Annotated in this window: 12 protein-coding genes and 2 pseudogenes; 11 read left to right on the top strand and 3 right to left on the bottom strand. The window is 46.9% G+C overall.

Annotated elements, in window-relative coordinates:
- The 3 genes and pseudogenes from carB to pyrE all read left to right on the top strand — a co-directional run.
- On the top strand, positions 1–2,484 hold a 2,484-nt coding region (gene carB / locus AC1DUA_RS06575; protein ID WP_477498959.1), incomplete at its 5' end, for a carbamoyl-phosphate synthase large subunit.
- Positions 2,477–2,956, top strand: a pseudogene (gene pyrF, locus AC1DUA_RS06570) (orotidine-5'-phosphate decarboxylase); the annotation flags it as partial. The gene carB and the pseudogene pyrF, both read left to right, overlap by 8 nt.
- Positions 2,954–3,547 carry an orotate phosphoribosyltransferase gene (gene pyrE, locus AC1DUA_RS06565; protein WP_477498961.1) on the top strand — a complete coding sequence of 198 codons (594 nt, stop codon included), beginning with the start codon at positions 2,954–2,956 and terminating at the stop codon, positions 3,545–3,547. The pseudogene pyrF and the gene pyrE, both read left to right, overlap by 3 nt.
- Before the next feature lie 298 nt (positions 3,548–3,845).
- Here pyrE and AC1DUA_RS06560 read toward each other — a convergent pair whose 3' ends face one another.
- Positions 3,846–4,724, bottom strand: coding sequence for a LysR family transcriptional regulator (locus AC1DUA_RS06560; RefSeq protein ID WP_477498958.1), 879 nt, complete (start codon positions 4,722–4,724; stop codon positions 3,846–3,848).
- 123 nt (positions 4,725–4,847) lie between these two features.
- Between AC1DUA_RS06560 and dapA the strand changes: the two genes are divergently transcribed.
- Positions 4,848–5,723 (top strand): 4-hydroxy-tetrahydrodipicolinate synthase, encoded by an 876-nt coding sequence (gene dapA, locus AC1DUA_RS06555; RefSeq protein WP_477498957.1) that lies wholly within the window; start codon positions 4,848–4,850, stop codon positions 5,721–5,723.
- Positions 5,724–5,742: 19 nt separating this feature from the next.
- Positions 5,743–6,132: a RidA family protein gene (locus AC1DUA_RS06550; RefSeq protein ID WP_477498956.1), complete on the top strand. Its 390-nt coding sequence runs from the start codon at positions 5,743–5,745 to the stop codon at positions 6,130–6,132.
- A gap of 131 nt (positions 6,133–6,263) precedes the next feature.
- Here AC1DUA_RS06550 and AC1DUA_RS06545 read toward each other — a convergent pair whose 3' ends face one another.
- Both AC1DUA_RS06545 and AC1DUA_RS06540 read right to left on the bottom strand, forming a co-directional pair.
- Positions 6,264–6,770: an N-acetyltransferase family protein gene (locus AC1DUA_RS06545; RefSeq protein ID WP_477498955.1), complete on the bottom strand. Its 507-nt coding sequence runs from the start codon at positions 6,768–6,770 to the stop codon at positions 6,264–6,266.
- A gap of 18 nt (positions 6,771–6,788) precedes the next feature.
- Positions 6,789–8,171 carry a dipeptidase gene (locus AC1DUA_RS06540; RefSeq protein ID WP_477498954.1) on the bottom strand — a complete coding sequence of 461 codons (1,383 nt, stop codon included), beginning with the start codon at positions 8,169–8,171 and terminating at the stop codon, positions 6,789–6,791.
- 189 nt (positions 8,172–8,360) lie between these two features.
- Here AC1DUA_RS06540 and AC1DUA_RS06535 point away from each other — a divergent pair, with 189 nt between their 5' ends.
- The 6 genes and pseudogenes from AC1DUA_RS06535 to AC1DUA_RS06510 all read left to right on the top strand — a co-directional run.
- Positions 8,361–8,906 carry a GNAT family N-acetyltransferase gene (locus tag AC1DUA_RS06535; protein WP_477498953.1) on the top strand — a complete coding sequence of 182 codons (546 nt, stop codon included), beginning with the start codon at positions 8,361–8,363 and terminating at the stop codon, positions 8,904–8,906.
- Between the two features lie 310 nt (positions 8,907–9,216).
- Entirely contained in the window at positions 9,217–9,933 is a 717-nt protein-coding gene (locus tag AC1DUA_RS06530; protein WP_477498960.1) for an ABC transporter ATP-binding protein, read from the top strand.
- Positions 9,896–10,990, top strand: a complete 1,095-nt coding sequence (locus AC1DUA_RS06525; protein ID WP_477498952.1) for an efflux RND transporter periplasmic adaptor subunit — start codon at positions 9,896–9,898, stop codon at positions 10,988–10,990. Before AC1DUA_RS06530 ends, AC1DUA_RS06525 begins: the two co-directional genes overlap by 38 nt.
- The gene (locus tag AC1DUA_RS06520; RefSeq protein WP_477498951.1) at positions 10,990–13,935 is read left to right on the top strand and encodes an ABC transporter permease; all 2,946 of its coding nucleotides are present in this window, start codon (positions 10,990–10,992) and stop codon (positions 13,933–13,935) included. The genes AC1DUA_RS06525 and AC1DUA_RS06520 overlap by 1 nt, the downstream gene beginning before the upstream one ends.
- A gap of 1 nt (position 13,936) precedes the next feature.
- Positions 13,937–14,860, top strand: coding sequence for an ABC transporter ATP-binding protein (locus AC1DUA_RS06515; protein ID WP_477498950.1), 924 nt, complete (start codon positions 13,937–13,939; stop codon positions 14,858–14,860).
- Positions 14,857–15,116: pseudogene (locus tag AC1DUA_RS06510) on the top strand (ABC transporter substrate-binding protein); the annotation flags it as partial. The gene AC1DUA_RS06515 and the pseudogene AC1DUA_RS06510, both read left to right, overlap by 4 nt.

The following is a 15,116-nucleotide window of genomic DNA, read 5'->3' as shown; positions in this document are numbered from 1 at the left end:
CATACAGGGGACAGCATCGTAGTGGCACCAAGCCAAACGTTGTCGGATCGCGAATATCAAATGCTTCGTTCCGCTTCCTTGAAAATCATTCGCGCTTTGAACATCGAAGGCGGTTGTAATGTACAATACGCGCTTGATCCACACAGCTTCCAATACTATGTCATCGAAGTTAACCCGCGCGTAAGCCGCTCTTCAGCGCTTGCATCCAAAGCAACAGGTTATCCAATTGCCAAAATGGCAGCTAAAATCGCGATTGGTTACACACTCGATGAGCTTGTGAATCCAGTTACGGGTCAAACTTATGCTTGCTTCGAGCCTGCACTTGACTACATCGTGTCCAAGATCCCGCGTTGGCCATTCGATAAATTTACGGCAGCTAACCGCAAGTTGGGTACACAAATGAAAGCGACTGGCGAAGTTATGGCCATCGGCCGTACATTCGAAGAGTCGATTCATAAAGCGGTTCGTTCGTTGGAAATTGGCGTACATCGGTTGTTCCTGAAGGAAACAGACCTTATAGATAAAGAAACATTGGAATCCCGTTTGCAAAAACCTGATGATGAGCGCTTGTTCTTACTAGCTGAAGCTTTCCGCAGGGGCTATTCCGTAGATCAATTGCAAAATTTGACGAAAATTGACTGGTGGTTCTTGAACAAGCTTGAAGGTTTGATCAAGTACGAGAAAGAAATTGCCGCGAGTGAGTTAACGGATGAGCTGATCTTTGAAATTAAGCGTAAAGGCTTCACAGATCGCGCAATTGCTGAAATTCGTACGCTCGCAGGCTGCACATCATTCATTAACGAAGCGGACGTAAGAAATTATCGCTTGAAGCAAAACATTAAACCTGTATACAAAATGGTTGATACTTGCGCAGCGGAGTTTGAAGCTTCGACGCCATACTACTACTCAACTTATGAGCAAGAAGATGAAGTAACGGAAACAACGAAAGAGAAAGTTGTTGTACTTGGCTCCGGTCCGATTCGTATCGGTCAAGGGATCGAGTTTGACTACTCAACGGTACACGCTGTATGGGCGATTCAAGCTGCTGGCTACGAAGCTGTTATTATCAATAACAACCCAGAGACAGTATCCACGGACTTCAATACATCTGATCGCTTGTACTTCGAGCCATTGTTCTTCGAAGATGTAATGAACGTAATTGAACGCGAGAAGCCGATCGGGGTTATCGTGCAATTCGGTGGTCAAACAGCTATCAACTTGGCAGCACCTTTACACAAAGCAGGAGTTCGCATTCTAGGTTCCGATTTGGAAAGCATCGATACGGCAGAAGATCGCAAAAAATTCGAAGCCCTGCTAAGCAAGCTTGCGATTGCTCAACCTCCAGGCGGTACAGTAACATCGGTGGATCAAGCGGTTGGAACAGCTGCGAAGTTCGGCTACCCGGTCATCGTTCGACCTTCCTATGTTCTTGGTGGACGTGCGATGGAAATCGTCTACTCCGATGAAGAATTGCTAAGCTACATGGAATATGCTGTGAAAATCAACCCGGAACATCCGGTGCTGATCGACCGTTATATGCTGGGTAAAGAGGTAGAGGTAGACGCGATTTGTGATAGAGAAACGGTCTTAATCCCAGGGATTATGGAACACGTTGAACGTGCTGGCRTTCACTCCGGCGACTCCATCGCTGTGTACCCGCCGCAATCGCTATCTGATGATATTAAAACGCAAATTATCGAGATTACGACAAAAATCGGTCTGGAACTTAACGTAGTTGGTTTGGTAAACATCCAGTTCGTTATCCACAACGATCAAGTGTATGTGATCGAGGTTAACCCGCGTTCTTCCAGAACAGTACCATTCTTAAGCAAAGTAACGAACATCCCGATGGCTAACGTGGCAACACGCGTAATTATGGGACAAAAGCTGACAGACATGGGTTACCAAAGCGGACTATGGCCGGAAGATAGCTATGTCTCTGTGAAAGTGCCGGTATTCTCCTTTGCGAAACTGCGCCGTGTAGATACAACACTCGGACCTGAGATGAAATCAACAGGTGAGGTAATGGGCCGCGATACGAACTTTGCTAAGGCTCTCTACAAAGGCTTAATCGGTGCAGGCATGAAAATTCCAGCTGCCGGTTCAGTTGTAGTAACTGTTGCTGACAAAGACAAAGATGAAGCAATTGAAATCTTGAAAGGCTTCTACCGACTTGGCTATAAAATCATTGCAACTGGCGGAACGGCAACAGCTATTGAAGAAGCAGGACTTCCAGTAACAACGGTGCATAAATTGAGCGAAGGCTCACCAAACATTTTGGACTTGATTCGCAGCGGGGACGCGCAGTTTGTTGTCAATACGCTGACCAAAGGTAAAACGCCTGAGCGCGACGGTTTCCGCATTCGTCGTGAAGCTGTAGAGAACGGTGTGGTTTGTATGACATCGCTTGACACAGTAAGAGCACTCGTTAACATGCTCGAAGCGATCAACTTCTCCTCACGCGCAATGCCAGTTCATGTCTAAGAAAGAGGTGACGGACTTGTCAGTATTAACTCGTACAGATGTTGCAGGGCGCATTATGGTCGCTCTTGATTATGCGAATGCGGCAAGCGCCGAAGGGCTGCTGAAGCAGCTCGAGGGAATTCCTTGCTACGTGAAGGTGGGCATGCAGCTGTTCTATGCTGCAGGTCCCGGCTTCGTCGCGAGCCTCAAAGATCGCGGTTATAAGGTGTTCCTCGATGTGAAGATGCATGACATTCCGAACACAGTCAAAGGCGGCGCAGAAAGCGTAACGCGCCTAGGTGTGGATGTGTTCAATGTCCATGCTGCCGGAGGCAAGGACATGATGGTTGCTACCTTGGAGGGTGTCGACAAGGGATTGGCCGCAGGCGATGCACGCCCGATTGTCATCGGCGTGACGCAGCTGACCAGCACCTCGCAAGCGGTGCTGAACGAAGAGATCGGCTTGACCGGCACGGTTGAGCAAGCCGTCATTCGTTATGCCCGCTCTCTTCGGCCGCAACAACCTTTTACATGGACATCGGGCTTGAAATCCCCGATTTATTGCGATAACCGTCTGACGATGTCTCACCCAGCTATTCGTGAAGTAATTGCTGACGGCTTCGTCAGCTTGATTCAAGAGAAGTTCCCGGATGCAGAGGTCGTAGCCGGCACAGCAACAGCTGGCATCCCTCATGCTGCATGGGTAGCTCAGAAGCTGGGTCTCCCGATGATTTATATTCGCGATAAAGCGAAAGGCCATGGCAAAGAGAACCTGATTGAAGGTTCTGTGAAGCCAGGTCAGAAGGTCATCGTTATCGAGGACCTGATTTCTACAGGCGGAAGCTCTTTGAAAGCAGCGATTGCTGTCAAAGAAGCGGGAGCTGTTCCACTAGGCGTACTAGCCATTTTCTCCTATCAATTGGACAAAGCAACGGATGCTTTCCAAGCTGCGGAGATGCCGCTTCACACGCTTTCCAACTACTCTACGCTGCTTGAAGTGGCTTTAGAGAAGGGTGCAATCAAAGCCGAGGATATGGCATTACTTCGTTCATGGAGAGAGAATCCTGCTGCGTTTGGCGTGTAGAAGAATTACTACTGGTTACCGCATCGGCGGCGCCGTTTTTGGATGACAAATGAAATATGAGAGAAGCCCTACCTTTTCGATAAGGAGGGCTTCTTTTTTATTTATAATTTATATGTTTTTGCTTTAGCCGGAGGCACTTTAATTATGCTCAAGGATGAAATAACAGCAATTTTGCAGTTAATTCGGCCACAGCTGCCCCTTTTATGAGAAAATGATGGGAATAGCAGAAATTTTTCCATCTAATCCGATATAGTAAGCTCATTTGAACAAATTRACAGGAGTATTTCCACTTTTTTCATTATTCCTTTGGGCTGGTTAATAACTGGATAAATGTTTGCAAGGGCTGGGAGATCCACTTTTTGGGATGGAGCAGCAGTTGGATATCCAACTTTAAATCATCATGTGAAAAAGGCACGGAAACGAGCTTTTTTTGATCGAGCTCGCTCTGAACGACAATCCTGGGCAGCAGCGCGATGCCAAGTCCATTCATGACACATTGTTTGATAGCCTCTAAATTACCGAGTTCGAAGCCGATTTGGAGCGGGATGGCGTGATCTTTGAGCAACTTTTCAAACATGCCCCGATAAATGCAGCTTTCTTCTGTCACAATAAATTCAGTTTGTTGAAAATCGGTAAGTCCAATATGGTCTAGTTGTGTCAGCGGGTGGTTCAATGGAGCAACGAGCAGTAAAGGTTCTTCTTTAATTTTCGTACAGGTCAGGAGGGGCTCAGCAGGATATCGGTCCAAAAGCAAACCCAGATCGTAATCGCCTTCTCTGACTTTGGTCATAAGTGAAGCTTCGCTGTCAGGATATAACTGAATGTTGAGTCCAGGATAAAGTTGTTTCAAAGCTTGTAAATAAGGAGGCAGGTAATAGGCTGCAAGAGAGTTAATCGTCCCAATCGTCAAAGTTCCGGTGACCTGGCTTGCAACCATTTCTTTGGACTGATCATAGAGATCGAGCATCTGTACAGCGAGCTTCAGAAGGCTTTCACCAGGGGATGTTAAGCGCAGCTGCCGGCCATATCTTTCAAAAAGAGGAACGCCGTACTCACGCTCAAGCTTCTGAATTTGCATTGTAATGCTGGACTGCGCATAACCTAATTCTTCTGCTGCTTTGGTAAAACTCTTTCTGCGAGCAACCTCCCGAAAGGTGCGAAAATACGTTAAGTCCATGGTAGCCCCCTTTATTTTTATCAAAAATATTGATGAGTAGTATCATTTATTATAGCTAACTGTGATGAAAGAATCCATGCTAAAGTGTATGTACAACATCAAATTAACGGGGAGATGGCTTACATGTTAAAAGAAAAGGACTTGCATGGTGTATATGTGCCTATTATTACGCCTTTTGACGAGGAGGGCGAGTTGGATGCTGCCTCCTTTTATAATCATGCGTACAATTTGTTCCAAGATGGGATCGATGGACTCGTTGTTAACGGCACGACAGGAGAATCACCAACGATTGCGAGTGATGAGCTGGGCGTGATGTTTGCTACAGCTCAAGCTGCTCGAGATGCAGCCCATGTGCAGGTACCACTCGTAGTCGGTACGGGTACGAATGATACACGGTCCACGGTGCGTAAAACAGAGGAAGCAGGAAAACTTGGCGCTGACGGAACTTTAATCGTGGTACCGTATTATAATAAACCTAGTCAGCAAGGGATCATTGAGCATTTTCGCCGAGTTGCAAGTGTTGGTGTACCTGTGATTTTATATGAAGTTCCGCATCGCACAGGGGTGAAATTAGAACTGGATACGGTTCGGACAATTCTCGAACTCGATGGCGTGATTGGAATGAAAGACAGTACGCCTAACACGCAAGTAGTCTCGGAACTAACTAGAATGGGCTCGAAGCCGATTTTGTGCGGAGAAGATACGCTACTTTTTGAAGCTCTTCTGTGTGGAGCAAAAGGGGTAATGAGCGCATCTGCGAATGTGGAGACAGAGCGGTTTGTAGCGTTTTACCGTCATTTTCTAGCAGGGCAACAGGAGAAAAGCAAGGAGCTTTTTGAAGAATTGCTTCCGCTAATTCGTCTTCTCTTCCAAGAGCCAAATCCAGCTCCTCTCAAATGGCTGTTGGAACAGCAAGAGATCATAGAATCGGGAACGCTTCGACTGCCACTTTTGCCAGTAACAGAAGGTCTGCGTGCTAAGCTTGCATCTTATTTGTAAAAGGAGAGTTGACTGAGCTATGACTCGAACAAGAGTATTTACAGGCTCACCTTGGGAGCCCACAGTTGGCTATTGCCGGGCAATAAAGGTAGGAAATCGGATTGAGGTAGCTGGAACAACAGCAATGAAGAATGGGGAAGTAGTCGGCGAAGGCAACGCCTATGAACAAGCTAGATTCGTGCTCGAGACGATAGAGAAAGCGCTCTCGGAGCTTGGAGCCGCGATGTCGGATGTTATACGTACTCGCATGTTTGTGACGGATATTTCCTTATGGGAAGAATTTGGTCGTGCGCATGGGGAATATTTCCGTGAAGTTCAGCCTGTGGCAACAATGGTTGAGGTGAAAGCATTAATTGATCCTAGGTTAATGATTGAGATTGAGGTTGAGGCGTTGAAATCCGAAGGTTAGCGGGGTAATCAAGCTTTAATAAAAATAGCGCTTTTCCATCTTGTTGACGGGTAGCATGTCGCTGACAAGAGGAAGAAGCGCTATTCGCATTGCTAACTGTAACTGCTAACTGTAGCTGCTAACTGTAGCTGCTAACCTACCCGTTTACCAAGAATAATCAGGTCTCGTTCGATTCCGTCAAGCTCGGCAATGCCCGGCAGGTGAGCCCAATTATCAAACCCAAATTTACGGAAAAGCTGCAAACTAGGTTCATTATGGCCGAAAATAAAGCCGAGCAAGGTTTTGACTCCTAACTTTGGACAAGCCTCCAATGCTTGCTCCATGAGGTATCGGCCAATTCCTTGGCCGCGGCAAGCCTCGTCTATGTAAATGCTGACTTCTGCCGTTGCATTATAGGCTGGGCGGCCATAAAAGGATTGAAAACTAAGCCAACCGCATATCCCGCTGCCATTTTCCAGTACCCATAAGGGCCGGAAATCGGCGGAGTGTTCATGAAACCAGCCTTCTCGACTGACTGTCGTTACAGGTTCTGTATCTGCGGTGACCATACGTCCTGCGACAGTCGAATTATATATACGTACGATTTCCGCGAGATCTTCCATATTGGCATCGCGAAGAGATAGATTTGTTGTGCTCATGGTGTTCGCTCATTCCTCTCATGCTTTCTCATTTCGTGCAGCTAGCTTCAGCCAGAAACGGCTGATTGTCTCGGTTCCTTTATCCCAATTGATCAAATGGAAATGCTCATTGGGTGCGTGCAGGTTCTCACCTGGCAAGCCAAAGCCCAGCAGAACAACAGGGGCATCAAGTACGCGGCCTAATACTTCCACGATTGGAATAGACCCGCCGCTTCGCGTATAGACTGGCCAAACGCCATAAGTATCTTCATAGGCTTCCGCTGCCGCAACCATCACAGGCTCGTCGATTGGCGTAATGAACGGATTGCCGCGCAATTGACGATCGAGGGTTACTTTGACGCCAGGCAAATCTTGCGCATGAATATGCGCTTCAACAGCCTCCATAATTTCATCCGGTACTTGCGCGGCAACGAGACGGCAAGCAATTTTGGCCGAAGCACGGTTAGGGATAATCGGTTTGATACCTTCACCTTGAAAACCGCCGCTCACCGAAGTGATTTCCAAAGTGGGTCTAGATGTTGTTTGTTCGTAGAACGAGAATCCTTTTTCCCCATACAGCTTGTCTACCTTTAGATCCGTACGGACTTTATTTTCATCAGGTTCAACTTGTTTAAATGCTTCGCGTTCCTTGTCTGAAAGCTCAATGACACGATCATAGAAGCCATTCACTGCTACGCGGCCTTCGGAATCATGAAAAGAGCTTAGCAGCTGCGTTAAAGCATGAATCGGATTTTGGACAGCCCCGCCGAATAGCCCGGAATGCAGATCGCTACTCGCTCCATCGATCGTAATCTCAAAACCTGCAAGACCACGTAGGCCATACATGAGGGCTGGTTTACCAGGGCCATGCATCTGAGTATCTGAGAGGGTGATAGCGTCAGCCTGTAATTTATCTTTGTACTTTTCTACAAATGGAGGAAGGTTCTTACTTGCAATCTCTTCTTCGCCTTCAATGCAGAATTTCACATTCACTGGAAGACTGCCCTGTGTGCGCAGGAAAGCTTCAACCACTTTGACATAAAGCAATAGTTGGCCTTTATCGTCTGTACTGCCTCTGGCAAAAAGCTTGCCATCGCGGATGACAGGTTCGAAAGGCGGGGTATCCCATAACTCCATAGGGTCAGCGGGTTGAACGTCATAGTGTCCATAGATAAGCACCGTTGGTTTGCCTTCTGCGTGCAGCCAATCAGCATAAACGACAGGATGGCCGCCTGTTGACATAATTTCGATATTTTCCAGACCAGCTTTTCTCAGGGAGTCAGCTGCCCATTCTGCACAGCGCTTCATATCAGGTTGGTGTTCGGCAACAGCACTAATACTTGGAATCCGCAGAAATTGCATCAATTCCTCTATGTGTTGTTCCCTTTGCTCTTCCAAGTAGGTTTTGATTGTTTCAATCATGTCGGTATTCTCCTTCTTTGTAAGCAATTCTAATTAAGCTACTTCTTTTAACTTCCCCAAAGGGAGGTAAAATCCTGCAAATGAATGCTGCAGTTTCACATTTTGTAGGAGAGTTGCGTGCAGCTTAGGGAAGCGGGTATCATTGTATAACCAAATAAAAGAAGTCGCGACGGTTAAGGAGGAGTAAATATGCAGCTGGTTTGTAAAACAGAACGAATGTCCTTGGTTCGTTTAGATCCAACTTCCGCTGAGCTGGTGCTTGATTATGTGAATCGTAATCGGGCTTTTTTGAAGGAATGGGAGATTGCACGCAATGAGTTGTATTATACGAAGTCGTATCAGGCTGATTTAATTGAGAAAGAAGTTAAGTTGATCGAAGACGGCCAACTGCAGAAAGTATGGATGCAATACGAAGACAGAATAATTGGGTCAATTTCCCTTAGCAATATTGTCAGAGGGGCTTTCCAATCCTGCCATCTGGGCTACCGAATGGATGGAAGTCTCGTCAATCGTGGACTTATGACTGAGGGCGTGCAGGCAATGATTGACTATGCTTTTGGGGTCATGGAGCTGCACCGAATAGAAGCGAATATCATGCCTCGTAACAAGGCCTCTTTGAAGGTTGTGGAGAAGTTAGGTTTTTATGATGAGGGCTTAGCGCTTAAATATTTGAAAATTCATGGTGTTTGGGAGGATCATATTCATATGGTGCTCCGAAATACGACGATGGAATAGAAGCTGTCGATTTAGAAAAGGACCGTCTTTAAAGTCTGTTAGGACTTTCAAGATGGTCCTTTTTTGGATAAAATAGGTATTTTGTTGCATGACAATAATTTACAAATGATAGTATATTTTAATAGGTTCATACAAGAGAACGTTCGTGCTCAAAAACTTTCAGGAAATTTTCAGTTTCATGGAACTTTTTGAAAAGATCTTTCGTCTAATTTATCATACAGGCTGATTTGGAAATGAAAGGAAGAAGTGCCATATGGCGAATTGGTTCCGCAAAAAAAGCACAGCTGAGTCTACCTCTACAGAGGAGAAGATGAGCCTCTTCGAGATGCAAGCATCTTCGCACGCACAACGAAATTCGCCTTTGCTAACGGTAACGGGAGTGCATCGCTCCTTTCAAGTCGGTGGCGAGCGATTAGAAGTACTCAAAGGTATTGAGATGGAACTCAAACCGCTTCAGCTTGTTATGCTCAAAGGCCGTTCAGGCTCAGGTAAGACAACTCTTTTGAATTTAATTGGGGGGCTTGATCAGCCTAATGAAGGAGAAATTATGTTCCTGGATCATGCTTTTCATTTAGGAAACGACAATGAGCGAACATTAGTTCGCCGCAGAGAGATCGGCTTTATTTTTCAATCGTATGCCTTAATGCCGCTGTTATCAGCTTGGGAGAATGTGGAGCTTGCGCTGCGCATGGCAGGTGTTCCTCGGTCTGAGTGGAAGGAAAGGGTGGCTTACTGTCTAGAACTCGTTGGGCTTGGTAAGCGAATGTACCATCGTCCTTTCGAGCTGTCTGGCGGTGAGCAGCAGCGCGTTGCGATTGCCAAGGCGATCGCGCATCGACCTTCATTGATTTTGGCCGACGAACCGACGGCAGAGCTGGATTCCCAGATGGGCGCACAGATCATGTCCGTTTTCCGGAGTATGATTGCGACAGAGCAGGTAACAATTTGTATGACGACCCATGACCCTACGATTTTGGAGGTTGCCGATCATGTTTACGAAATGGTGGACGGGAAATTCATCTCCTAGTTGGAGAAAGCCCGTAACTGCACTACTAATAGGTACTACACTTATACTATCTTCAGGTTGCTCTCTGCTGCCTAAGGAACAGGAGGAAGAGGCGCTTCCGAGCATTAATCCGCCTAAGCTTTCCAAGAAACCCGAATATACGGTGAAAACAGAAACACTTGAGACGAAAGTAAGAGGGAGCGGGCGTCTCATGGCGCTGCAGGAAGAGAAGCTGTTCTTCTCCGAAGATATGACTTCCAAACGGATCAGTGCCATTCTCGTGAAAAATGGCGATACGGTTGAGAAGGGGCAGCCCGTCGCTGAGCTTGACGTTTCAGATATGGATAGCGATTTGAAGCGGAAGAAGCTTGAAACTCGCAAAGATGAGCTGACAATGATCGAAACGCTGCGAAAAGCGGACGAAATGTCGGCCGAGCAAATTGAGCAGGCGAAGATTGATTTTGAACTGAAGCGGGAGGAACTCACGAAGCTAGAAACGCAAGTGAGCAAAGCGAAGCTTCTCGCACCGTTTAGCGGAACGATTGTAACGGTTACAGCGAAGAAAGGCGACACGGTGAAATCGGAGGAATCCGTTGCAACAATTGCGGATTTGAATGAATTGACGGTGGCCGCAAGCATAAGCGCAGACGATGCGAAGAAAGTCTCCATCGGGATGGATGTCCAAGTCGATATCAATTCTGCTGGACAGCACAAAGGGAAAGTCAAGCAGCTGCCGAATCCGCAAGCGACAGGGAATAACAACGGCAACTACCCGGGCGGCGGGCAAGACGGCAAACAAGATTCAATTGATCAATATTTAGTCGTTCAGTTGGATGAATTCCCAAAAGGTCTGAATCGGGGAACACCACTTAGCGTGACGATTATTACCCAAAGAAAAGAAAACGCAACAACGATACCTCTGGCTGCGCTTCGTTCCTATTCGGGCCGGAATTATGTGCAGGTGGTTGATACTCAGGGGAATAAGAAAGAAGTTGATGTGGAAATCGGTCAACAGACGTCAACGGATGTAGAGATTGTAAAAGGCCTTACCGCCGGACAGAAAGTAGTGGGTCGCTAATGTCTATCCCCATGCTGCGGTTTTTATTTCGGAAAATGTGGAATACCCGCTGGCTGACGCTCAGCACATTACTTGGTTTGATTATGGCTGTTGCTTTCACCACCAGCATACCGATGTATGCAGACGGATCGCTGAAGCGTGTTGTAGCCAAATCGCTTGAAGAGAAAAGCAGCGGACTTCCAGCAGGCTCTGTGCTTATGCGATATCAAGCGGTTGGGACGGAACGTGCAGGGTTAGACGAGCTGAAAGACGTCAATGTGTACATAGGTGAAGGAATTCCCCAAGAAATTGGATTTCCGGTTGAAACATTTGCCAAAAGCTATACGATCAAGGCAGCTCAAATAACTCCTGTTGATGCATCGAAAGTTGATCCCAGCAAGAGGCGACAAATGGCGCTGACCTCATGGAGCGAGCTGAATAAGCACGTTGATTGGTCCATTGGCCAGATGGCTTCGGATCAAGTGCAGAACGGTATTCTAGAGGCAGTTGTTTTAGATGAAGCTCTGTACCGGAATGATTTGCACATCGGCGATGTGTTCAATTATTCGGTTTCTGGCGCAGGAGGCAGCCAACTGCTGAAGGTGAAGATTGTTGGTTCTTTCAAGCCCAAAAATGAGACGGATGCCTATTGGTTTCAAGGTTTAGAGGGGTTACTCAACTCACTTATCGTAAGTGATGATGTGTTTATGAAGACGTTGTTGACAGAGAAGAAAATTCCGCTTCAGCTGGCCAATTGGTATTATGCTTTCGATCTGCGGAATATCCAAACAAGTCAATTGTCTCCATTAGATCAGCGTTTGGAGAGGCTGGACATTAACTTGTACCAGAAACTCAAAAATACGAAGGTCGATGTTTCATTCAAGCCGATGCTTGCTGAGTTCAAGGCGCAGAGCCTACAGATGCAAATTTTATTATTCACGTTAGCAGCACCTATGATTGCTATGGTTTTCTATTACATTGTTATGAATGCCAGACAATCGCTTGATCGACAGCGAGGAGTGATTGCCACTCTGCGAAGCAGGGGAGGCAGTACGAAGCAAATTATCGGGATTTATTTTCTGGAAGGTTTATCGCTAGGGATCATAGCGTTAATCGTCGGACCGTTCATGGGCTGGTTCATGGCCAAGAGCATAGGTTCTTCCAGTGGATTCCTAACCTTCGTTGATCGGAAGTCAATTCCGGTCAGCTTTACCAAGGAAGCATTGCTGTATGGCGGGCTTGCCGTACTTATTGCCATCCTGGCAAGTGTCATTCCTGCGGTTCTTTTCGCAAAAGCTTCAATAGTGAATTATAAGCAGCTCCTTGCACGATCTGATCGATCGCCGCTTTGGCAGCGTTGGTTTATAGACATTGTGCTGCTCGGAGTTGTTGGTTATGGATTTTACTTGTTTGACCAACGCCAAGTGTTGTCTGTGCAGACGGGTTTGACGACCGATCAGCTGCAAGTGCATCCGTTATTGTTCTTCGTGCCTGCACTCTCGATTTTCGCGTTGGGATTATTCTTTCTGCGCATTTTCCCGTGGTTGCTGCGTTTTTTTGGATGGCTTGGTCGGAGATTCCTTCCGGTGCCTCTCTACTTAACGCTTGTGCAGCTTTCCCGGTCAGCCAAGTCGTACTATCCGTTGATGCTATTATTGATTCTTACATTGGGGCTTGGCGTATACAATTCTTCGGCGGCACGCACGATTGATCTGAATTCCACAGAGCGAACGCTCTATCAATATGGAACGGATGTGGTGCTGCAAACCGTGTGGGAAGGCTTCTCCGATGATCTGCCTAAGGATCCTAATGCAGGAGGAAATTCGGGCGGCTCTCAAGGCGGTGGCTCAGGAGGGAATAACGGTGGGAACGGTGGTTCCGGTAATGGTGGAGCTGGTGGCAACGGTGGTCAAGGAGGCCAAGGTGGTCAGGGCGGTGGAAATCCTGGAGAGGAAACGCCTTCGAAGATTCGCTACGTGGAGCCGCCGTTTCAAGTGTTTCGCGAGCTGGAGGGCGTTCAGGCAGCGGCAAGAGTTCTGCAAACCAAAGGAAATGTCGTGGTTTCTGGGAAATCGACGGGCCAAGGCCTCGTCATGGGGATTGATAATGTCGATTTTGCCAAAGTTGGATGGTTTCGGCCTGATTTATTTCCAGTCCCTCCGTACCAATATTTGAATTTGCTTGGCAGCTATGAGCAAGCCGTTATTATTCCTTCTAATTATGCAAGCAAGTATGCGCTGAAAGCTGGGGATCTGCTCTCGATTACGATTAGCCAGCAGCCTGTGGAATTCGTCATCGTTGGCATTCTTCCATACTGGCCTAGTCAGTATCCCGATCAGACACCATTTTTCATTACAAATTTGGATTATGTGTATGATCAGGCGCCTATCGTTCCTTATGAGGTTTGGCTCAAAATGAAGCCAGACGCGAAAGTGGCGCCAATTGTAGCAGCATTGCAAGATAAAGGAATCGAGCTGGCTTCGGTCAAAGATGTTCGCAATGAGCTCATTGTTCAGAACAAACTTCCGGCAAGAGGTGGCGTGTTCGGGATTCTAAGCTTAGGCTTTCTGGTATCTGTGCTTGTATCTTTAATTGGATATATGTTGTACTGGTTCTTTAATCTGTCAAGTCGTGTTGTGCAGTTTGGGGTCCTTCGCGCGATGGGGCTTTCCCGTAAGCAATTGACCGGCATGCTGCTGCTCGAGCAAGGTTTTACAGCGGGTTTATCGATTGCGTTAGGAATTGCGATAGGTAAATTGACAAGCTACTTCTTTTTGCCTTTCTTGCAAACTTCTCAGAATGTGAAGACTCAGGTGCCGCCATTTCGGGTTGTTTTCGATTCCAAAGACACCAATCAGCTCTATTTCGTTGTAGCTTTCATGATGGCAACAGGAGCTTTACTGCTGTTCTTGCACATTAGAAGGCTGCGTGTTCATCAAGCTGTGAAGCTCGGGGAGGAGAAATAGAATGATTACTTGTGACGGTTTAGTCAAAATTTATAAATCAGACGAGGTTGAAGTTGTCGCTTTGCAAGGGTTGAACATCCAAGTTGACGCCGGTGAGCTTATGGCTATTATCGGGAACAGCGGAAGCGGCAAGTCTACATTGTTGAACATCTTGGGCGGTCTAGATCGTCCTTCCGCAGGTCAGGTGAAGGTCGGCGATTGGGATTTATTGAAAATCACAGATAAGCAGCTGGTTGAATACAAACGGCACACTGTAGGCTTCATCTGGCAAAATAACGCTCGAAATCTCGTTTCATATTTGACTGCACTCGAAAATGTCGAGATGCCGATGATGCTCAGTGGGAAGTATGATCCCGCCTATGCCAAGCAATTGCTGGAATGGGTCGGGCTTAGCCATCGGCTGAACAATAAACTACAGGAGCTGTCAGGTGGTGAGCAGCAGCGTGTTGCCATCGCTATTTCGCTGGCAAATCGTCCAAGACTGCTGCTCGCCGATGAACCAACGGGCTCCGTAGATTCCAAAACAGCGGATATGATCCTAAATATTTTTCAGCGTCTGAATAAAGAATTGGGTGTTACGATTGTCATTGTTACCCATGATTTATCCATGGCTGGGAAGGTGGGACGAGTGGTTGCCATCCGGGATGGAATGACGAGCTCAGAGTTTATTGCGCGCAGTCCGTCACTTGTAGGGGCTGCTGGTATGGGAGGCGGACTTGCGAATAAGGATCATGAAGAGTTCGTTGTATTAGACCGTGCAGGCCGCTTGCAAGTGCCTAAGGCTTATCTGAACGCCTTGCAAATCGAAGGCAAAGCAACGATGGAGTTTGATGGCGAGAAAATTATGATTAAAGCACCGAAAGCCATTCCGGCTTATGGTGGCAAGGGAATGAATTCACATGCTGACGGAGGTAAATCGAAATGAAATCAATTACACGTAAAATGGTCGCTACATCTTTGACCCTGGCCATGGTCGTACCMCTAGCGGCAGCTTGTACGAAGGGTGAGAAAGCGGACGATAAACAGGAGCGAGTGCTTAAGATCGCTACATCTATGGGGTTTGGCGATGATGAGTATTTCAGACAACAGTTTACAGAAATATTTGAGTTCGCCAACCCGAATATCAAGATTGAAATGATTCCAACGATGGATGACAAGTATCGGTATGGTGGCGTACAACC

Source organism: Paenibacillus sp. 01T422 (assembly GCF_056398785.1).
Note: the sequence above shows the minus strand (reverse complement) of the source record. Positions and strands in the feature narration are given on the sequence as shown.

Coding starts and splice junctions, on each gene's coding strand:
- AC1DUA_RS06560 (WP_477498958.1), bottom strand. CDS start 4,724: ATGGACTTAACGTATTTTCGCACCTTTCGGGAGGTTGCTCGCAGAAAG.
- dapA (WP_477498957.1), top strand. CDS start 4,848: ATGTTAAAAGAAAAGGACTTGCATGGTGTATATGTGCCTATTATTACG.
- AC1DUA_RS06550 (WP_477498956.1), top strand. CDS start 5,743: ATGACTCGAACAAGAGTATTTACAGGCTCACCTTGGGAGCCCACAGTT.
- AC1DUA_RS06545 (WP_477498955.1), bottom strand. CDS start 6,770: ATGAGCACAACAAATCTATCTCTTCGCGATGCCAATATGGAAGATCTC.
- AC1DUA_RS06540 (WP_477498954.1), bottom strand. CDS start 8,171: ATGATTGAAACAATCAAAACCTACTTGGAAGAGCAAAGGGAACAACAC.
- AC1DUA_RS06535 (WP_477498953.1), top strand. CDS start 8,361: ATGCAGCTGGTTTGTAAAACAGAACGAATGTCCTTGGTTCGTTTAGAT.
- AC1DUA_RS06530 (WP_477498960.1), top strand. CDS start 9,217: ATGAGCCTCTTCGAGATGCAAGCATCTTCGCACGCACAACGAAATTCG.
- AC1DUA_RS06525 (WP_477498952.1), top strand. CDS start 9,896: ATGTTTACGAAATGGTGGACGGGAAATTCATCTCCTAGTTGGAGAAAG.
- AC1DUA_RS06520 (WP_477498951.1), top strand. CDS start 10,990: ATGTCTATCCCCATGCTGCGGTTTTTATTTCGGAAAATGTGGAATACC.
- AC1DUA_RS06515 (WP_477498950.1), top strand. CDS start 13,937: ATGATTACTTGTGACGGTTTAGTCAAAATTTATAAATCAGACGAGGTT.